The 20,987-nt window shown below is 41.3% G+C and carries 16 protein-coding genes; 5 read left to right on the top strand and 11 right to left on the bottom strand.

All coding sequences use genetic code 11. The annotated features are described in order from the left end of the window. The first annotated feature begins 13 nt into the window (after positions 1–13). Together MURRU_RS00585 and MURRU_RS00580 are read left to right on the top strand one after the other, a co-directional pair. Positions 14–754, top strand: coding sequence for a DUF4331 family protein (locus MURRU_RS00585; RefSeq protein ID WP_014031461.1), 741 nt, complete (start codon positions 14–16; stop codon positions 752–754). 175 nt (positions 755–929) lie between these two features. Next, positions 930–2,219, top strand: a complete 1,290-nt coding sequence (locus MURRU_RS00580; RefSeq protein WP_014031460.1) for a tetratricopeptide repeat protein — start codon at positions 930–932, stop codon at positions 2,217–2,219. Between the two features lie 90 nt (positions 2,220–2,309). Here the strand turns inward: MURRU_RS00580 and MURRU_RS00575 are convergent, their stop codons facing one another. Continuing rightward, positions 2,310–2,846, bottom strand: a complete 537-nt coding sequence (locus MURRU_RS00575; protein ID WP_014031459.1) for a mechanosensitive ion channel family protein — start codon at positions 2,844–2,846, stop codon at positions 2,310–2,312. A gap of 70 nt (positions 2,847–2,916) precedes the next feature. On the opposite strand from MURRU_RS00575, the gene MURRU_RS00570 reads away from it, so the two are divergent. Then, positions 2,917–3,897, top strand: coding sequence for a CorA family divalent cation transporter (locus tag MURRU_RS00570; RefSeq protein WP_014031458.1), 981 nt, complete (start codon positions 2,917–2,919; stop codon positions 3,895–3,897). Here the strand turns inward: MURRU_RS00570 and MURRU_RS00565 are convergent. The 6 genes from MURRU_RS00565 to MURRU_RS00540 form a co-directional block, all read right to left on the bottom strand. Further along, the gene (locus tag MURRU_RS00565; RefSeq protein WP_014031457.1) at positions 3,894–4,691 is read right to left on the bottom strand and encodes an anti-sigma factor; all 798 of its coding nucleotides are present in this window, start codon (positions 4,689–4,691) and stop codon (positions 3,894–3,896) included. The two genes, MURRU_RS00570 and MURRU_RS00565, sit on opposite strands and share 4 nt — an antisense overlap. A gap of 2 nt (positions 4,692–4,693) precedes the next feature. Continuing rightward, positions 4,694–5,221, bottom strand: a complete 528-nt coding sequence (locus MURRU_RS00560; protein ID WP_014031456.1) for an RNA polymerase sigma factor — start codon at positions 5,219–5,221, stop codon at positions 4,694–4,696. A 76-nt stretch (positions 5,222–5,297) separates the two neighbouring features. Beyond that, complete coding sequence (locus tag MURRU_RS00555) at positions 5,298–5,924, bottom strand: hypothetical protein (RefSeq protein ID WP_014031455.1); 627 nt, start codon at positions 5,922–5,924, stop codon at positions 5,298–5,300. Positions 5,925–6,028: 104 nt separating this feature from the next. Continuing rightward, complete coding sequence (locus tag MURRU_RS00550; RefSeq protein WP_014031454.1) at positions 6,029–6,616, bottom strand: superoxide dismutase family protein; 588 nt, start codon at positions 6,614–6,616, stop codon at positions 6,029–6,031. 64 nt (positions 6,617–6,680) lie between these two features. Beyond that, a complete protein-coding gene (locus tag MURRU_RS00545) occupies positions 6,681–7,373 on the bottom strand; it encodes a DUF2490 domain-containing protein (RefSeq protein ID WP_014031453.1) in 693 nt (230 codons plus the stop codon). A gap of 94 nt (positions 7,374–7,467) precedes the next feature. Beyond that, positions 7,468–8,874, bottom strand: a complete 1,407-nt coding sequence (locus MURRU_RS00540) for an amidohydrolase family protein (RefSeq protein WP_014031452.1) — start codon at positions 8,872–8,874, stop codon at positions 7,468–7,470. A 99-nt stretch (positions 8,875–8,973) separates the two neighbouring features. On the opposite strand from MURRU_RS00540, the gene MURRU_RS00535 reads away from it, so the two are divergent. Together MURRU_RS00535 and MURRU_RS00530 are read left to right on the top strand one after the other, a co-directional pair. Further along, positions 8,974–10,233, top strand: a complete 1,260-nt coding sequence (locus tag MURRU_RS00535) for an MFS transporter (protein WP_041801687.1) — start codon at positions 8,974–8,976, stop codon at positions 10,231–10,233. A gap of 217 nt (positions 10,234–10,450) precedes the next feature. Beyond that, positions 10,451–13,840 (top strand): ThuA domain-containing protein, encoded by a 3,390-nt coding sequence (locus MURRU_RS00530; protein ID WP_313777677.1) that lies wholly within the window; start codon positions 10,451–10,453, stop codon positions 13,838–13,840. A 184-nt stretch (positions 13,841–14,024) separates the two neighbouring features. On the opposite strand, the gene MURRU_RS00525 is transcribed toward MURRU_RS00530, so the two are convergent. The 4 genes from MURRU_RS00525 to MURRU_RS00510 form a co-directional block, all read right to left on the bottom strand. Beyond that, the gene (locus MURRU_RS00525; protein WP_014031449.1) at positions 14,025–15,635 is read right to left on the bottom strand and encodes a M1 family metallopeptidase; all 1,611 of its coding nucleotides are present in this window, start codon (positions 15,633–15,635) and stop codon (positions 14,025–14,027) included. A 186-nt stretch (positions 15,636–15,821) separates the two neighbouring features. Then, positions 15,822–17,153: a M28 family metallopeptidase gene (locus MURRU_RS00520; RefSeq protein WP_014031448.1), complete on the bottom strand. Its 1,332-nt coding sequence runs from the start codon at positions 17,151–17,153 to the stop codon at positions 15,822–15,824. 37 nt (positions 17,154–17,190) lie between these two features. Beyond that, entirely contained in the window at positions 17,191–18,711 is a 1,521-nt protein-coding gene (locus MURRU_RS17240; protein WP_014031447.1) for a nuclear transport factor 2 family protein, read from the bottom strand. Then, a complete protein-coding gene (locus MURRU_RS00510; protein WP_014031446.1) occupies positions 18,708–20,918 on the bottom strand; it encodes a bifunctional alpha,alpha-trehalose-phosphate synthase (UDP-forming)/trehalose-phosphatase in 2,211 nt (736 codons plus the stop codon). Before MURRU_RS00510 ends, MURRU_RS17240 begins: the two co-directional genes overlap by 4 nt. Between the last annotated feature and the right edge of the window lie 69 nt (positions 20,919–20,987).

Below are 20,987 nucleotides of genomic sequence, written 5' to 3'. Positions count from 1 at the left end.
TTAAACAGATATTATGAAACTAAGACAATCAATATACATAACAGCCCTTGTGCTGAGCTTTGGCCTAGTGGTTGGCTGTAGCAATGATGACAACGGAACCGACATGATGATGGACGATGATATGATGATGGATGATGATATGATGGACGACGACGATGATATGATGGGAGCCGATTTTACAGGAACATTTGCACAGGTAGACCACCTAGGTCGTCCTGGAATAAACACCACCTTGAGTTTTGATATGGAGGGTGAGGCAAGCGTTAAAGATGCCCACAATACCACAATTCCTTCGGAAATGAGTGCAGCGTTCCAAGCGGGATTCCAAGCAAGATTGGAGCAATACCACGATGTGTACGCCCTTAAACTGGGATTGGACCCTGCCGATGTGAATTATGAGAACAATATTCTAGGATTGGATGCCGCAACTCTAACTACTGTTTTGGCGGCAGATGTTTTGGAAGTAGCTCCTGACCTTCCTACAACATACTTTAATCCAGGCACCGACCTTGATAATGATGGCAACGTGTTGGTACCCGACGGGGATGAGGTGGCTCTAACTGGAAGACACCCAAACGATGACATCATAGATGTATCGCTGATTTTATTCTTTGGAGGTATGGAAGGTGACCGATTTAGCGGTCAAGACCTTGATGACGACGGTATGGCCGATTTGCCAAGATTGACATCTGATGGTGTTGGGCTTACGGCCAATATTTCAACTACATTTCCCTATTTGGGAGCACCCGAGTAATTGCTATGAAAAGGATTGGGGCTGTTTGAAAAGTATTGAAATGCGTCATTCTGAATTTATTTCAGAATCTCATCATCATAATAAACAAATTGTTATGAGAACCTGAACCAAGTTCAGGTTGACGAAAATCGACATTTTAGACAGCCCCTTATTTAATTTTAAAAACAACAACAAGATGAAAACTACAATACAATATATCTTTCTGCCACTTGCCCTATTGTTTTTGGTATCGTGTCAGCAGGAAGAAACTGAATTCAAAACGAGCAGACAGGATTACGATCACTTTTTGGCATCGGAACCTGTAAAGACCACATCCAAATATTTTCAGCTATGGGATAACAAGATCAAATCCGATAGTATGCAATTGCTCAGTTTGGGCAATGTAGCCAGTGAGTACAGCCGTTTTTTTAAAGGAACCGGAGACATCAAATATTTAAAAGATGCCGAGCGACCCCTTAAAAAAGCCGTGGAAATCGCTGCTGTGGGCAAATCGGGATATTTACGAGCTCTTGCCAGGAATTATATCTCCCAACACAGATTTAAAGAAGCATTGGAGTTGGCCAAAGAAGCAAGGGTTTTGGGAAGTGGCGTAAACGAAACACAGCGTTTGCTGTTTGACCTGCACATGGAATTGGGCAATTATGATTTGGCCAACCAATATTTGGATAGCATCCAGAATATGTCCGACTTTGGTTATTTGATCCGTGTTGCAAAATGGAACGATCACAAAGGAGATTTGGATACGGCCATTCAATTTATGGAAAAGGCCACGGCTAAGGCCGAATCATCCAAAAACAAAGATTTGCTATTGTGGTCCTATACCAATCTTGCCGATTTTTATGGACATGCAGGGCGAATTGAAGATTCTTATAACCTATACCTAAGAGCACTCCGAATAGATCCTCAAAATGCATACGCCAAAAAAGGTATAGCTTGGATAGTATATTCACACGAAAGAAATGGTGCCGAGGCTCTCAGGATATTGGACTCCATCATGAAAAAGAACAAATCTCCCAAATATTATCTGTTGAAAGCCGAAGTGGCCTCCTTTTTAAATGATGATATGCTCAAAGTCCAAGCATTGGAAAACTATTATAGGGTTGTGGATAACAACAAAGATTATGGCGATATGTACAATGCCCATAACGTAGATTTTTTATTGAGCATGAATGTGGAACAGAGTGCATTTAAACTGGCACAGGAAGAAGTGAACAACAGGCCCACGCCAGAGTCTTACGGGTGGTTGGCATATAGCTTACTTTATTTGGGAGAGGAACAAAAGGCCATGGGGGTTATAGAAAAGCACGTAATCGGTGCCACGTATGAGCCGGCCATTCTTCACCAAGCGGCAGAAATCTACAAGGCCAATGGCAAAAAAGAAAGAGTAAGTGAATTAAAGCAAGAGCTAATGGAGGCAGCGTACGAACTAGGGCCTGTTAAAGAGGCTCAAATCGCTAGTCTTTAAGCTTTCCCTTAAGAACCTAGGTTGGAGATCGCCATGGTCTCGGCTTGTTTGTTGTTTTTAGGTGCGCCATGGTTGCAAAGCCATGGCGTTTTATTTATCGGCACTTAAGTCGGGTTCCGATTTTTCTTCTTTTAATATTTCTATTCCTTTTTGAATGACCAAGTTGGTAGGTATTGTTATTTGTTTGCCATCATCAGTGCGCATAAAAAGGTAAAAACCACTGATATCCTCTACTTTTCCAGTCCAATCAAAATCTTTGTCCATTACGCGGATTCTGTCACCCAAACGCAATGGATGGTTAAAAAACAATATAACACTGGCCGTTAAGTTGGACAAAATGGACCATTGTGCCACAAACCCAACTCCCAGAATGGCCAGGATGGACGATATAAACACAGAAAAATCTTCCCAGTTCACCCCCCAGATCAACGAAATCCCTACGAATGCCACTAAATAATACAGCAAGTTGCTCAAGTAAAAAATAATTTTCCTACTGTTCATATCAATGGAACTGGTCTTGCCAAAACGCCTAATAGCTCTTTTGCTCAACGAATTGAGGGCTATGATGATGGCCAAAAGAACAATAGTGAATAAAATCTCTGATTTAAAGGACATAGGATCGATCATAATGGTTCTTAGTAAATTTGGTTTAACTTATAGTCCTAAACTACGAATAAACCCTTTCACTTTTTAAGCCATGATAACAGAATTTGAAGAAAATTCATGGGTAATAAATTACTCACCGGATAATTACTACAACCGTAAATTCTCTTTACAGGAAGATATGCAACTTTCCAAAGGAGATAAATCCATCACCTGGGTAAACACTTATGGGTTGGAGTACATGGAGGAGTTTAGACAAATGGTTGGTGGCAATGGCCTGGATGATTTTTTATTACGATTGTTGTTGAACCCAAAAATGGGCAATAAGGTCATAGTATTGGAAGACCAATTGTTTATTGCTGCCCAAATCCTAAAAACCGAAGGGCATGGTATGGAATCCGAACAAATGTATTTTGTGGTGTCCAAGGATTTTAATTGGTGCATACAAGAAAAACGGGGCGACCATTTTGATTGGATTCGCCAACGCATATTCGAAAACAAGGGAATCATCAGAAAAAAACGGGCGGATTACCTCCTTTTCTTTATTCTGGAAACCTTGATAAACAACTATAAGGATAAATATGAGGAAAGTGTGATAATGGAAAATGCATTGGACGCCATTGTAAAACGTGAGCCTACACCGGAATTTATGTTCGAAGTGGAACAGAAAAAAGCATTGATACAAGAATTTAAAAAAGCCTCACACGGACTAAGAGACATTGTAGTTAAGTTGGAAAGGGTAGAGGTAAAGGGATTTCAGACCAAGTATTTTAGTGAGCTCAGGGAACAGATCAATGGATTGATTACTGACATCGATTCCGATATTATGGAGTTGGAAAGTCAAATAAACTTGTTTTTTAGTGTGCAAGGACACCGATTGAACGAAGTGATGAAAACTTTGACCATTTTTTCGGTAGTGTTTATTCCACTTACATTTTTGGCCGGTATTTATGGTATGAACTTCGAAAATATGCCCGAATTAAAATGGCCCTACGGTTATTTTATATTGTTGGGCGTGATGCTTGTTGTTACCATAATCTCCATTATCATTTTTAAACGGAAAAAATGGTTTTAGGAACCAACTGCTCCTAAGGTGTACAATTGTTCCAGCGTTGGGGTTTCACTACCGCCTTCAGGTTCCAAAGTAATACCGAATGCTTCCGATTCGTTGACGTTTTCCATGGTAAAGAGTTTGGTATCCTGCGAAGCAAAACCATCCAACAATCCAAGACTGGTAGGGGTGAGGGGGTCCAATTTTAAGGACCAAACCTGATAGGTGAACCCGTCCGGAGGTTCGGGAAGACCCTGCGCATCGATGATTACTTTGTTTTCTTCCTTGTTCCAATACACTTTTGCATAAGATTCAGGGGATACCGTTTGTCCGCCAAGAGCTACTACGGCCACATTTCTATCTCGAATCTCTTGCAATAAGGTTTCCTTGGAAGTTATTTCTTCTTGGGTATTGGATAGGATATCTTCCAAGCTTTGCTTTTCTTGATTGGTAAGCTCTATCTCGGACTTGAGTTTGGAATTTTCCATGTACATCCAGAACAATCCAATGGCCAATAGTATGGATGCTGCCCATCCCAAATAACTGCCCCATGAGGTCCCTTTGCTTGAAGTGGCTTGTGGAGTAAATGGAATAACATCGTTTATTTCAGCTTTTACCTTTGCAAACCCATCCTGTGGCATTTTTGGCGAAGCGGCTTCGGTAAGTTCAAGGATGGCTCTTTCAATCGCTTCAATTTCCTTTCTGATCTCGGGGTACTGAATGGCATAATGCTGCACCTCCAAATTTTCTTCGGGGGACAGTGCTCCAGCAACGTAGAGTTCCAATATTCCAGACGCTATGTATTCTTCTACATCCATGCTTATGCCATATTTTTTCTAATGTTCGAAATACAGCTTCTTATCCTTGTTTTTATGGTGCCAATTGGCGTGTTGAGCTCTTTGGCCGCTTCTTTCTGGGTATATCCCTTAAAATAAAGCATATCTATCAATAAAATGCACTTTTCTTTCAATCCTTTTAATAAAGATTGAAGACCAATGGTGTCCATTTTACTGTTTAAATCTTCGCCGTTTTCAAAAATACCTACGAGAGAATCAACGGGAAGGTTCTTTTTTTTGTTCTTGTGGGCCTTTGAGCGCACTTCATCGATTGCGGCATTCCGTGCAATGTTCAGTAACCAAGTAAAAAAGCGTCCCTTGGACGCATCATACTGGTTCGATTTCTCCCAAATCTTCACAAATACATCTTGACAAATTTCTTGGGACCGCTCGGGATCTTTGACAATTACATTGATTGCCCCACATATATTTTCAGCATACATATTGTACAAGGTCTCAAAAGCGACCGTGTCTTTTTGCTGAAATTGTTGTATGAGGTTGTCCAGATCCATTGAAGTTGGTTAAATATATAAAAAAAGAGCTGCTCTAGGCAGCCCTCTTCATAAATCTTTGTTGAAAAGCTATTGCTTATTTCTGCTCCAATAAAACAGAACCTTCGATAGCAACATCTTCCCAAGTTTTGCTCACGCCATCGGAACCAGTATGTAATATTTTGCAAGCTTCGTTCAAAGAAGCCAGGGCATCCAAAGCATTCCATTGCTTCAAGTCCATAACCCCCGAGAAATTTACATGATTGTCATCCGTGATTTCATATTCCATGGGAAGTTCTGTGGATACACCGTTCATACTTAGTTTAACCGTACAACTTTTATCATCCTTAAAAGCAAACCTACCTGTAATGGATTGGGTCTCTGCCATTTTCTCAAAAAAGAATTCAATGATTTTTGGATCTCTTGTCTTTGTTGGGTCATTGGTAAAAAGGCTGCTTACAGGAATAGAGAACTCGAGCCCGTCCAATGTTTCTATCGGAGTTTTGCCAGAATTGTATGTCAATTCGACTTCTTGAAAGGTTCCACCCACGGGAACTTTATCTGTAGTTTTATAGGCAGTAAACCTAACATTGGTAGAATCTTCTACGATGCTATAGGTCTTGGCAACCGTTTCTTCCGTTTTTTCTTCTTCTTTTTTTGTTTGCTTACAGCTAAAAGCGGCTACCAGTAATAGGCTTAATGCAGCAATTTGAAATTTTTTCATCCTGGTTATTTTAAATTTAGGTCCAAGTTAGACAATATTTAAAGGGTGGTCAACAAAAAAAGCTGTCCGGTTGGACAGCTTTTTGCATTGTTGTTATTTCAATATTATTGAATGATGCCGGTACAGGCAATTCTTGCACCTGCGGCACCTGAAGGTTGCGATGTGTAATCATCAACACCTTGGTGAACGATTACCGCTTTTCCTAAAATATCTTTTTTCTCATCGCCGCAACCAATGCACCATTCGTCCGTAGAAAATTCTACGGTAGCGTTCCCATCGGCATCAGCGGTAAAATTACCAATATCACCTTTGTGGTAACCATCTTCCGAACCCCATTTTCCGTGTTCTTCAAAAGTTGGATTCCAGTGTCCTCCGGTTGATTTTCCATCGGCAGAAGAACAATCGGCCTTTTCGTGTAGGTGAATGGCATGCTCACCTTCGTCAAGTCCTAAAAAAGTAGCTCTCATGATTACTTCGCCTTGATCTTGGGTAAAAACGACTTCACCACTTACATTGCTATCGCTTTTGGGTTCCATGGAGAAAGTAATGACCTGTGGGTCGATTTTTTCAGCCACTTGTTCAACGGTTTCCTCAACTTCCTCCGTTGTTTCTTGGGCTTCTTTTTTTGCTTGTTTACAGCTAAAGGCCGTTATAAATAGTAGCGCCAGGACTGTTATTTGAACTTTTTTCATTAAAATGATTGTTTTAAAGATTAGCCTATAAGTTAGGGATTATATGTACTGCTGTCAAACATTTTTAAGGTTTCTTCTTTTTGAAGAGTCCCCTCAAATCCGGATTGTAGAAAACCCCGAACTGTAATCGGTTATAAACGGCATTGGCAAACTGGTTTCTCAGGTATCCCAGCTGCACACTACTGTTCTCCGAAATGTGTATGCCAACAGCTCCGTATAGTCGGTTTTGACCGAATAAATCATCCTGGAGGTTAATAAAAAGCTCATCATAGAAATTCAAGAAAAAAGTATTCGTAAGGGGCAAGGTCATCTGAATACGGTAACGTGCCCGATGCTGGGTTTCGGTAGTCTCGCCAAAATCCAGGAAACGTTGTTCTAACCGATAACGGTGTTCAAAGAGAAATTCCCAAACTTTATTCTTTAGAATAAACTGCTCAAAAATTCGATGTTCTTTGGAGTTGATCTCACCTTCGAGCTCAAAGTAGGTATTGTCGGTATCAATATAACCATAACCGGCCGTAGCTATGGCATTTGGATTTATATGATAATTGAGCCCGGTTCGCAGAAGCATCTGGTTAAAGTTGCTGGTGCTTTCGTAAAATCGGAACTGGGCTTCGGTGTGAATACTGAAGCGTTCCGAAACTTTGTTGGTGCCAAAATACATGTACCAGGCACCCATTTCATCCTCCCCGGGTTGTTGGGCATTTGCGGTTAATAATCCAAATAAGATAAAAAGGGTTGCTAATTTTTTGATCATATAATAGGTTTAAAAAAATGAAATGCTAAAGATACCAAATACGATACGTTGATCTTTAAATAGTGTAAAGGAATTGCGTTAATTCAAAAAGATACTATTCAATTACAGCATTGTTCAATAATTCTTGTAACTCACTTTTAGAAAATACTTGGGTTCCTTTGATTACTGCAAAAATCTTTTGACTGTTTTCAATATCTTCCAACGGGTTGGCTTCCAAAATAACCAAGTCTGAAACTTTTCCTTTGGAAATAGCTCCATAATCATTGGTTTGGTTTAAAAATTTAGCGCCATTCATGGTTGAGGTGCGAAGTGCATCCAATGGCGATACTCCGTTTTCCACCATTACCTGTAACTCTTTATGCAAAGATATGCCGGGATAAGTGTAGGAGTTAAACGCTCCACTATCCGACCCGGCCAATAGCAGAACCCCAGCATCGTTAAGTGATTTAGCCAATTTACCAAAGAATGTATCAAGTTTTTTACGATTTTCCCTAGCTTCTTCAGATGAATTTAATGCTGATCGAATTCTGCCTTGATAGGTCTTAATTATTCCCTTGCCCATGTATTTAAGGTATTTGTCCTTGGTATGGTCAACCTCATCCAAATAACTTAATGTTTTTCCAATATGAAGCGTTGGCACCACAAAAACATCGTTTTCTTTTAATTTATTAAAAGTCGCTTGCGCGGTACTACCTGAATAAGCATCCAAAAGAGCGGGCATGGCATTCCAAAAGCCCATTTCGCCATTGTTCATTTTTTTGGTAACTTCAAGTTCATTGCTGGCACTCCCCTTCATTATGTAGTAGAGGTGTTCAATGCCATCCATTCCGGCATTAATGGTTTCATCCAGAGTAACAGTAAACGGCATGTGGCCCGATACGGTGAATCCCCTTTTTTTGGCTTCTTCGATGGCTTTTAAGTAGTTTTTAGGAGAAATCCTGCTGTCATAAATTTTTACAAAGTCTACTTTCAAGGCTTCAAGTGAATCCAAAGCCTGTACAACATCTTCTTCCGATTCAACTTCCAAAGAGCCCGCCCAAGTGGCTTTTGGACCATCAATTTTAGGGCCTGCAGTAAAAATCGTAGGGCCGATCAATTCTTCCGAAGCGATTTTGTTTTTCCATTCCATAACAGAATGGGTAAGGTCCCCACCTGCATCACGAACCGTGGTAATGCCGTTGGCAATAAATAATTTTAAAAAATTCTTGTTGTTTGCCATCAAAGTGTCCCCGCCCCGTAAATGGATATGGTTGTCCCAAAACCCGGGCAGTAGATACTTTCCAGAGGCGTCGATGGTGGAATCAGCTTTAAAATTACTTGAGCCAACTGCTTCGATCGCTTCAATTCTACCGTTGGAAATAAAAATGTTCTGGTGTTCAACTTTTCCAGTTTCCAGATGGATGACCTGTGCATTGGTGATTGCCAAATCGTAATGGTTGGTGGTTTCCTTTTTACAGCTTACAAAAATTGGTAGGAGAGATAAAAAAAGTAGTCGGGTCATTTAGGGTTGATTTTTGAAACCTTAAAGATACCCGATTTTTTATTCTTCATGCTTTTGGGTTTTTCCAGTTTTTTGGTGATTTTTATCCAAATCCTAGTTTTGAACGAAACAAAACCAAGTTGGTTCTATCTATTATTGTTGATTCTTTCGGGTGAGGCCATCTTTATCCTTCCTTTTGTATTGCCACGCGTTTTTAGACCCACTGTCTTGGATGTTTTGGAGTTGGACAATGTTCAGTTGGGGCTTTGCTTTTCGGTGTACGGTTTGGTAGCGATGGTTTCTTATGTGCTGGGTGGGCCTTTGGCAGATAAATATCAACCCCAAAAATTGATAGCCATTGCCTTGTGGATGACCGCTTTGGGTGGGTTTGTGTTTGCTCACTATCCAGCATTTTGGGTGCTCCAAATATTATACGGTTGGTGGGGCTTTACCACTATTTTCCTTTTTTGGGCACCCATGATCAAGGCCACAAGAATTTGGGGAGGAACCGATTCCCAAGGAAAAGCCTTTGGCTTTCTCGATGGCGGACGGGGACTAACAGGTGCCCTGTTCAGTTTGATGGGCGTAGTGGTCTTTTCGTTTTTTTTATCGGAGTCTCCCCATCTTGCCGATCTTGATGATCGCAAAAAAGCGTTCACTTATGTTCTCTATACAGCCTCCATTATCATCATTTTGGTAGGAGTTTTAGTGTGGTTTTTCATGAAAACCACAGAAAGTGATGAGAACATCATTCTTGAACGCATTTCTTGGAAAGATATAAAACAAGTGCTTAAATTACCTTCGGTTTGGCTGCTCATGGTAATTATACTGTGTGGTTACGTAGGTTACAAGATTACGGATATCATCTCGCAATATGCCGAAGAAGTCATGTTGTACAATCAAGTGGATTCCGCCAAAGTCGGAACCCTACTGCAATTTCTTCGTCCTGCCACAGGCATTCTTTTTGGTTTGATCGCGGATAGATTGAAAATTACATGGCTGTTAGTGGTAAGCTTTGTTTTGGCATTGATAGGAGGATTGCTCTTTGCCAGTGGCATGATAGCCCCAACAACCACACTCTTGTTTTTTATATCGGTAGTTGTGATTGCAGCAGGGGTTTATGGCATACGAGCCCTGTATTTCGGAGTAATGCATGTTGGTAAAATACCGTTGGCATTAACGGGAACCGCTGTCGGACTCATTTCTTTGATCGGCTATACCCCCGATGTCTTTGCGGGTCCGGCATACGGAATGTTGTTGGATGCACACCCTGGTGAGGAACTAGGACACCAAAATGTATTCTGGATGTTGAGCGCTTTTGCATTAGTTGGGGGAGTAGCAGCATGGGTCTATCACAAAAAGTACGGTAAGGACAAATAACGAAGACTGTTTATGAAAGTGGTGCCTCAATTTGTAAGAAAGCATGATAAACCGTTTGAAATAGAGTTATAATATCGTTGAATTACAACGAATCCGTTTATTTTTACAATTTGAGACAATAGAGGCCAGTTTTCAGCAAAATAGTAATTATATTGCCACATAGTTAGCTATTAGCTAATTGCCAAAACTAAACTTTAAGATTTTACAACAATTATTAATGCACATGAAGAATTACATTTTAGGGGCGTTATGCCTACTTTTTGTTCTTGTTGGGTGTGAGAAAAAACGCCAAGGACCACCAAAGCTTTTGGTTTTTTCAAAAACAATGGCATTTAAACATGCTTCTATCCCATCAGGAATCGCGGCTCTTGAAAAATTGGGCCAAGAGAACAATTTTGTTGTTGACACTACAACAAACGGCCAATTATTTATCGACGAAAACTTGGCTCAGTATTCCGCAATCGTGTTTTTAAGTACAACAGGAAATGTGCTCAATGCACGTGAAGAAGCAGCTTTTGAGCGTTACATTCAAGCTGGAGGAGGCTATGTGGGCATTCACGCAGCGGCCGATACCGAGTACGATTGGGGCTGGTACAACAAATTGGTAGGTGCTCAATTCTTGAGTCATCCAGCAGGAACACCAGAGGCGGATTTTATCATAAAAGATAAAAACCACCCATCTACAGAATTTTTTACAGATTCCGTTTGGCACCGTAGCGATGAATTGTACAACTACAAAAATATTTACGATGGCATCAATGTTTTGATGACCGTGGACGAGTCCACCTACGAAGGTGGGGAAAACGGGGATTATCATCCAATGGCCTGGTACCATGAGTTTGATGGTGGCCGTGCGTTTTACACCGCAGCAGGACATACGGACGAAAGTTATACCGAGGAACTCTTCCTAAAACATGTACTTGGCGGTATTAACTATGCCATTGGTAAAAATCTTGAATTGGATTATGCCAAGGCAACATCTCAAATACCACCCGAAGCCGATCGTTTCAGTAAAGTAACATTGTCTACGGGACAATTTTTTGAGCCTACGGAGATGACAGTACTACCAAACAATGATGTGTTGATTGCACAGCGTAGGGGAGAAGTAATGTTGTATTCCGATGAGACCAAAGAAATCAGCCAAGTTGCCTTTTTGGATGTATACCATAAAACACTGGAAACACCAGGAGTAAATGCAGAACAAGGTTTAATGGGGCTTCAAAAAGACCCAAATTTTGCAGAAAATCATTGGATTTACCTGTATTATGCACCTACTGGTGATAATTGGATCAACCGTCTATCCCGTTTTAAGTTCAAGGACGGCAATTTTGATATGGATTCAGAGCAAGTTATTCTTGAAGTGGATAGTCAACGTGAAATATGCTGCCATACAGGAGGTTCCATTGCTTTTGGGCCTGATGGAAATCTATATTTATCAACCGGAGATAACTCAACACCTTTTGATGATAAAGAGGCTACTTATGTGAACAGTGGATATGCACCTTTGAACGATATACCGGGAAAGGAGCAATATGATGCTAGACGTTCCTCTGCAAACACCAATGATCTAAGAGGTAAAATTCTTCGAATCAAGGTGAACGAAGATGGAAGTTATGACATACCCGAAGGCAACCTTTTCCCTGTAGGCACAGAAAAAGCACGACCAGAAATTTATACCATGGGACATCGTAACCCGTACCGTATCTCGGTAGATTTAAAACGTGGATACCTGTATTGGGGCGATGTTGGACCTGATGCCCGTGTGGATAGTTTGGCGACCCGTGGCCCAAGAGGATATGATGAAATGAACCAGGCCCGTGAGCCCGGAAATTACGGTTGGCCCATGTTTATCGGAGATAATTTTGCCTATAGCAAGTATAATTATGAAACTGGGGAATCCGGAAGGTTTTTCGACCCAGAGAAACCAATCAACGACTCCAAAAACAATACAGGTTTAAAAGAATTGCCTCCTGCCCAACCAGCTTATGCATACTATCATTATGGAGAAAGCCAAGATTTCCCTCAAACAGGTTCGGGAGGAAGAAACGCCATGGCAGGACCAACCTATTGGTCAGATTTATACCCCAATGGCGGTGGTTTACCTTCTTACTACGATGGAAAAGTAATCATCTATGATTGGATGAGGGGTTGGATGATGGCCATTCATCTTTTTGAAGACGGTTCGGTGAATAAAATGGAACCTTTTGCCCCAGACATCGAATTGAGCAATTTGATTGATATGGAAATGAGTCCCGATGGACGCGTTTACCTATTGGAATACGGAAGTGGTTGGTTCTCTGCAAACCCAGACAGTGGTTTGAGCTATATTGAATATAATGGAGGCAACCGAGCCCCTGTAATAGACAATTTTATTGTGAATAATGATTCCGGTTCACTGCCACTTACAGTTACAGCTACTGTTGAAGCCCACGATCGAGAAGGTGATAGCATGAGCTATGTTTGGGATCTGGGAGATGGAACTACCCAGGAGACCACGGAACCCACTTTAACGTATACGTACAAAGATGCAGGTTCCTATAAACTTAATGTAACAGCTAAAGATACAGCAGGCGAAGAAGTTTCGAGCCTTGATCAAACCATAGTTGCGGGTAATGAGCGACCTGTAGTGGATATTGAATTGGATCAGGCAAATTCATCATTTTATATACCAGGACAACCAATCGGCTACAAGGTTTCGGTCTCTGATGCGGACAGTGAAGTTGATGAGGATAATGTTTATGTTTCGGTAGAATATCGTTCCGGTATGGACGAGGTCAACATGAATTTGGGCCACCAGCAAGTATCTGGTGCTGTAATGGGCAAAGCGTTGACGCAAAGTTTGGACTGCAAATCATGCCACAAGGAAAAAGAGGCGTCGATTGGACCAAACTATCTTGAAGTTTCGGAGAAGTACAAGGGCGACCGAGGTGCTACCAACTATTTAATGGCTAAAATTATTGGAGGCGGTTCCGGTGTCTGGGGCGAAGTAGTAATGCCTGCCCACCCTAATGTCACTCAAATGGAGGCAAGACAAATTACCCAGTACATTCAATCCTTAACAGGTGGCGGTAATAAGAAACCATCACTCCCCTTAACCGGTACAGTAAGGCCAGAGACAAAGGAGAATGGAGAAGTATTTTTGCTGACAGCTAGTTATACCGACCAAGGAACAGCGGAAGCGTTGCCATTGACAGGCTCAAAAACGGTTGTTTTGGCCAGTAATACCATGATTTTTCCAGAGGGTACGCCTACGGAAGGTATGCAAGCAATGACCTTTGGGGGAATGCAATTGCAACTTTTAAACGCTGCCGAAGGATGGTTGAAAATAGAAAACACAGATTTGACAGGTGTAAGTAGATTGATGGCCATTGTTGGATGGCAAGAACCTCCAAGTATAGGCTATACCATGGAGTTAAGGGCTGGAGCACCTGATGGCGAAGTCCTCGGAACAGGACAACTTAATCCTGATGGTCTCAGTGGCCAAGGAGGAGCTATTGTAATACCCATTGAAAAAACCGATGGAGTACAACCTGAGCTATACCTTACCTACAAAGCTGAAGGTGAGGGGGGAAGCCCTTTTGCACTGACACAGGTACAGTTTAACTAATGAACACCGCTATATAGCAACTATAAAAGAGGTTGTCTAAAAAGTATTGAAACACGTCATTCTGAATTTATTTCAGAATCTCATCATACTGATTAACAAATCACTATGAGAACCTGAATCAAGTTCAGGTTGACGAAAATCGACATTTTAGACAGCCTCTTTGTTTTAGTAAAAGTTTTTCGGACTACATCTTTTTGGTCTCGATGTAGAAGTTCTTATCAAAAACAATTTTGGTTCCCTCCAATTGTTCAGTTTTCCATTCGGTATTGGGAAATAACCGCTTCTCCGAACCATCTACAGTTATTTTGATGGGCATATCAAAATCTTTTACCACATCAACATATCGATAGGTAATAGAGCCATCTTCAATTTTATATTCCAGTTTTGGAATTAGGGTAGTACGCAAATATTGATCAAAGAAAGCGGATAAATCCTTTCCCGATTTTTCACTTAAATATTCCTCAATCTGTTTGGTAGTCACTGTTTGGTGATAAAAATCCTTGTTGAGCCCTCTTAATATTTGACGCCATTTTTCATCATCATCCACCAATTGGCGTAGGGTGTGCAATATGTTGGCACCCTTGTAATACATATCTCCCGAGCCCTCTTTGTTTACTCCATAAGGTCCAATGATAGGACGGTCGTTTTGGATATTGGCACGTGTTCCGATAACATATTCGGCAGATACTTTTTTACCAAAATGATAATCGAGGTACAGATTTTCGGAATAGGCCGTAAACCCTTCGTGTACCCACATATCGGCAACATCTTTGTAGGTAATGTTGTTGGCAAACCATTCGTGTCCTGCCTCATGGATAATAATAAAATCGAATTGTAGACCCCAACCGGTGCCCGATAAATCCCGACCCAAATAACCATTTTCATATTTGTTACCATAGGTAACCGAGCTTTGGTGTTCCATACCCAAATAAGGCACTTCCACCAATTTAAAACCATCTTCGTAAAAAGGGTAGGGGCCAAACCAATGTTCAAAAGCTCTGAGCATCATTGGGGTTTGGACAAATTGTTTTTTGGCTTTTTCCAAGTTATTGGGCAACACGTAGTAATCCAGTTGCAACGGGCCCTTCTCGCCCTCATACATTTCTCCAAAATGCGTGTAATTCCCGATATTTACATTGACCCCGTAGTTATTGATGGGGTTCTTCACCACCCAATTATAGGTTTTAAAATCACCCTTGTCCTCAACACTTTCCAATTGTCCATTGGACACATCCATTAAATCTTTGGGAACGGTTGCACTTATCCGCATACTGTCCACCTCATCGTACATGTGATCCTTGTTTGGCCACCAAACACTGGCACCCAAACCTTGGCACGATGTAGCGACAAAAGGGTTGGCACTGCCATCCTCTTTCCAAGAAAAACCTCCATCCCAAGGAGCTCTTACTGCTTCTCTAGGATGCCCTGAGTATTCTATTTTTAGTTCATTGAACTCACCGGGGATCTGTTTTTTCTTTAGTTTGATGAAATGAGCGTTTCCTGCAGAAGTGTATTTTAATTTTTTACCGTCTTGTGTGATGGATTCAATTTTCATGGGTTCCTGTAGGTCAATTTGAAGTATTTTGGCCTCTTCCAAAACCTTGTACCGAACAACATTGTGCCCCGAGATAAACTTATTGGAGGGTTCCACCTTCACGTTGAGGTGGTAGTAGTTCAAATCCCACCATTCCCTTTCTGGAGTTATGCTGCCCCTTAAAGTGTCTTGTTTAGTAAAATTTTGTGCAGATACAATGCTCAACCCCAATAGGAAAATTAGAAAAAAAGTTTGCTTCATATTTATGTTTAGTTAAAAATAAAATCCTGTTTAAATTGCAGATATATGCTTGCATTGTGGTATGTTCAGTTTCTACACCTTTTTTGATAAAACTTGCCATTCCGCACTTGATGGATTCCTGCTTCCCTTCGACTTCGCTCAGGGGTCAGCAGGAATGACATTTAAATTGTTACATGTGTTAAAATCTTATCTAAAAACTTTATTTGGGAAAACCACTGGGCTTTCGTGCCCATCCTTACCAACAGCGGCCACTCCAAAGAAGTAATTATCAATAACTACGCCTTCCAAGGTATGTTCGTTAACATCGCCAACATATTTAAAATTGTCCCAAGTGGGTGAGGTGGTATCCCTCCAATAGATTTTATAGCCAACGGCCCCATCCACCTTGCTCCATCTTAGTTTGGCGCTAGGTTCCACAATACCACCAATTTCAACGGTTTCGGGAGCTGGCGGAGCCCATGCAATAGAAGCTAGGTTAATGGCATTGACCGCTGTGAGTTTTTTGGCATATTCAAAATTTACGTGTTCCAACACATCACCATAGGCGATGCCATCTTCTACACGAATATCTTGATGCTGCTGTGTGTAATTTTCATGGGCCTCCATAATACGAATGCCTGCGTATCCTGCATCATTAAAAGGTCTGTGATGACCACCACGTCCAAATCTGTCCAATCGGTAAATCATCATGGGGTTCATTTCGGGCATATAGGTCTTTGTGGTTTTGTACACATATCTGGCCAATTGGCGGGAGATACCATCTACTTCGCCACCATAAAAACGTCTTGCTCTTCGCTCTTGTTCGGTTTCGGTAGGTGGAACGGGTTCCGAGAATATGCGAAAATCCCTATTGCTCACCACACCGTCCACACCGGTGATGTTTCCAATCATATCGTTGTTGAGGATACCCACAATGTCCCAGCCTTTTTCCTTAGCGTAAGCAGCCAAGCCTTTTCCTCCATAAAGTCCTTGCTCTTCACCCGAAAGACCAACGTAAATGATGCTGCTTTTAAATTTATACTTGGAGAGCACTCGCGAGGCTTCAATGGTGCCCGCCATACCACTTGCATTGTCGTTGGCTCCAGGAGAATCGGAAGTGTAATTGGTTGGATCGCTTACGCGTGAATCAATATCACCGCTCATAATAATAAAGCGGTTCGGAAACTTGGTTCCACGCTGAATCGCTACTACGTTTACAACTTCAACATCTTTGACTATCCGGGCGTTATCCCCTTCTTCAATCAGGTTTTTTTGATAAAACACTTCCAAACAGTCTCCACAATTGGAAGAAATTTTGTCAAATTCTGACTTAATCCATCTCCTTGCGGCACCAATTCCTCGGGTTTGTGAAACGGTATCGCTCAAGGTGTGCCTTGTGCCAAAATTAACGAGGGTGGTCACATCACTCTCAATACGATCCACCGATACGGAATTGATGATGTCGTACATCCGGGTATCGGTTTGGGAAAAACCAATGGATGTGATGGTTAACAATAAGAGCGTAAGTACTTTTTTCATTTTTGTGAGATTTAGTTAGTTTAAAATGCTATAAAAATTATTTGATGAATGTAACCTTGGCAATTTCGCCATTTTCCACTTCATAAATGGCAATGGCCTTTACAACCATTCCGTTAACGGTTACGGATTCATGGTCAATCACCTTATTTCCGATCACGATTCTGTTTTGTATTTCACAATGCAAATCCGGGGTATTCTCAAAAAAGGAACCGTACCGTTGTGTAAGTTTGGATCTACCCTTTAGATTAAGCGATTGTGGAAAATTATATAGCTCAATCGCATTGGCATAAGTATCGGCAAAAGCCTCGATATCCCTATTGTTGTATGCTTCCAATTGTTCCTGTACAATACTTTCGGCATCGGTCAAGGGCCCATCGGGGAAAATAAAGGTCATGGAGGTAATCAATCCATTTTCCACTTTATAGATGGCGACTTGGTGTCCGTCCCTGCCATCTACTTTGGTTTTTTCCTCATCTATTATGGTGTTTCCGAGGATGATGCGGTTCACCACTTCTACGCTCGAAGATTTTACGTTTTCGAAGAAGCGTTCGTAGTTGTCCCTCATTGTGATATTGCCCTGATACATTTTCTCATTGGGAAAACGGCTGACCAGTACATCATCTACAAAGCAGGCTGCGAATCCATCTAAATCTCGGCTATTAAAGGCTTTTACTTGTTTTTGAATGATTTTCGCAGGCGATTCCTCGGCAACAAATGCTAATCGTTTACTGTTTGGGCTGATAGCAATACGGCTAATGTTATTGATTTCCTCTTGTGGAAACTCAATGATGGTTTCCCAATCAGCATCTGAACTTAGTTTCTTTGTCAAAAGCATTTTACCCGCTCCGGTGATGATGGTGTTTTTATCCAACCAACAAATATCTTCTTCTTGGGCATAGGTGTTGGCTATTTTCTTTGATTCACCCGTCTTGGGGTCCAAAGACATTATTTCCCAAATCTTCTTCTTGCTTATAAAACTAATAAGATCCGTACCCGGTATTTTATGCAACGAACGTCCTACGTTTTGCTGAACGGTTTGTTGTGTCCCTTTTTCAAGGTCTATGACTTTTAAGTCCATTCGATTTTCCATCAAAACAGTAGCTACCAAAATGTGGTCGTTAAACCAAACATGGTATCCAATCTTTACATCTGTGATCGGGGTCGATTCGCTTGTTTCAAAATCATATTCGTACAAGCGTTGCAGGCCATCTAAATCCAACCGAATTGCGGAAATGGCATTTTTACCAGGGATGCGAAGGGGAGAATATTCGCTTCCTGCCGTGGTATAGGTCAACCAAGAAGAGGTACTGCCCTCATTCACATTAAATTGAAGAACATCTGTTTGGTCTTGTCTTGTTGAGGCAAACAAAACAGAATCATCATCCCAAAAAGAGGGTTGGTTGTCGTAACCGGGATTGTTGGAAATATTTTTTGGATTGGACAGGGTTGGTTTTCCATTTTTCACTTTAAGGTCAAAAAGATAGACCTCCGTATCAGTCTGCGCCCAGCCTAGAGCGCTTACCAATAATAAGCAAATCAAAAAAAAACCTCGTGTCATTGTTTTGTAAAACGTTTTAAAAGTTGCCGTACTCTTTTGGTGTTTTCCACATGGTATTTGGCTTGTGTTTTCTTGAGTCCTACTTTCACGGTAACCGCTGAATCGGGTAGTTCTTGGAACATAAATTCATCCGTCCAGTCATCACCTATAGCAAATACAAAGTCATAATCATCCTCACTCAACATTCTCGTGGCGGCCCTACCTTTGTTTACATTGCTGCTTTTTACCTCCATGACCTTGTTGCCGTTCAAAACGCTAATATCGTCATTCCCGATTAAACTACGTAAAACAGTATTGAGTTCTGTTGCTCTTTTTGTACCAAAATCGGGATCGGTGTTTCTGTAATGCCAAGCTAGGGAATAATTTTTTTCCTCGATAAAGGAGCCAGGGGTTCTATCTACGAAAGATTCCAAAACTGGTCTTATTTTGCTCATCCATCCACTTTTAACTTGTTCCAGCAACTTAAAGTCATCGCCGTTTCTGGAAATCCACACCCCATGTTCTACGATCATATTATATTTTTTGGGCAAAAACCAACGGCCAAAGGTTTCTTTGTCCCTTCCGCTTATTAAAAATACAGTGGTGTTCTTTTGCTGGTGCAATTCGTCCAATAGCTCATATAATTCTTCATCCGGGGAAGCTTGTTGGGGGTCTTTGTGAAAGCCGGCCAAGGTTCCATCATAATCCAAGAACAACAAGCGTTTTTTCGATGCTGTATAAGCTTCTTCAATGGACATAAGGATTTGTGGCGACATTTTTTCGGAAATAAAGGCTTGGCCCAAATCCCTATTTTCTTTTAGGGCGTTCATAAATTCATTCGCCCAGACCTCCACATTGTAGCGTTCCAATCTTTTTTGTAAAAAAGTGTTTCTGGAAACTTGCTCCTCCATAGGCATGTTAAAGGCTCTTTTTAAGGTATCCGCTTGTTGCTCAAAGTTATTGGGATTGATCAACAGGGCTTCGTTCATTTCGTATGCGGAACCGGCCATTTCACTTAAAATAAGTACTCCGGATTTGTCCGTTCGTGTGGCGATATATTCTTTGGCGACCAAGTTCATTCCGTCCCTGAGCGGTGTAAGCCATGCAATGTCGCTGGAAGTATAAAGGTCGATCAAGCTTTCGAATGGCAAGGAACGGTAGAAGTACCAGATCGGGGTCCAATTTATGGTGGACAATTCCCCATTGATCCTTCCGACCAGTTCGTCAACCTCTTTTTTTAGCAGTTGATATTGAGGTACGTTGGAGCGAGATGGCACAGCTAAGATGATCAACCTCACCTTTTCTTTGTATTCGGGGTATTTTTGAAGGAAGTACTCAAAAGCATTGATACGTTTTGCAATGCCCTTGCTATAATCCAATCGGTCTATGGAAAGGATGAGCTTGGTATCTGGGGCCGAGGCTTTGTGGTTATCCAGCCTGACCTGAAGATCACTTCGTTCATCTTGGCTTTTGGATTCATGCGAGATTGCAGCATCCCTGAATTTTTTGTAATCTATTCCCATAGGGAAGGAATCCACTTTAATGACCCGATTGTCCAAATAAATCTCGTTGAAACTTACATCCAATCCTATAAGCCTTCGAACTGAGCTTAAAAAGTGTCTTTCGTAATCGTAGGTATGGAATCCTATAAGGTCAGAGCCCAACAGTCCTTCCAAAATTTCATCACGCCAAGGCAATGTTCGGAATATTTCAAAAGAGGGGAAGGGAATATGTAAAAAGAATCCGATTGTGGTATCGGGACGCTTTTCGCGCACCATTTGTGGAACTAGCATCAATTGGTAATCATGGATCCAAATAGTGTCGTCCTCGTCCGAATTTTTTATAATGGCATCGGCAAATTTCTGGTTTACCTTTTTATAGGTGTCCCAATAATTCAGTTCAAATTCGGAATATTTCAAAAAATAATGGAACAGGGGCCAAATGGTCCTATTGCTGAAACCGTAGTAAAAACCATCAATTTCATCGGAATTGAGCTTTACCTTGGCGCAACCATGTTCCTTTAAGGCGCTGTCAATATCACTCTCCAGTTCTTTGGGTGTGTCCTCGTCCGTTAATCCGGACCAACCTATCCAAAGGCTTTCGCCTCCGCTATGTACGGATTTCATCCCCGTAGCCAAACCTCCAACACTTGGAATCGCATTAAGGGTTCCGTTGCTAATTTGTAATTGAACGGGTAATCGATTTGAGATTATGATAGTTTTGCCCATAAAAGGATGATTTTTGACGTATTTTAATTTTTTGTTTCTTTAAAATTCGGGAAATTCGAGCGCAAAACC

It is taken from the genome of Allomuricauda ruestringensis DSM 13258 (assembly GCF_000224085.1).
GTDB lineage: Bacteria > Bacteroidota > Bacteroidia > Flavobacteriales > Flavobacteriaceae > Flagellimonas > Flagellimonas ruestringensis.
The sequence above is the reverse complement of the archived record's forward strand: the minus strand, read 5'-3'. Positions and strand labels throughout refer to the sequence as shown.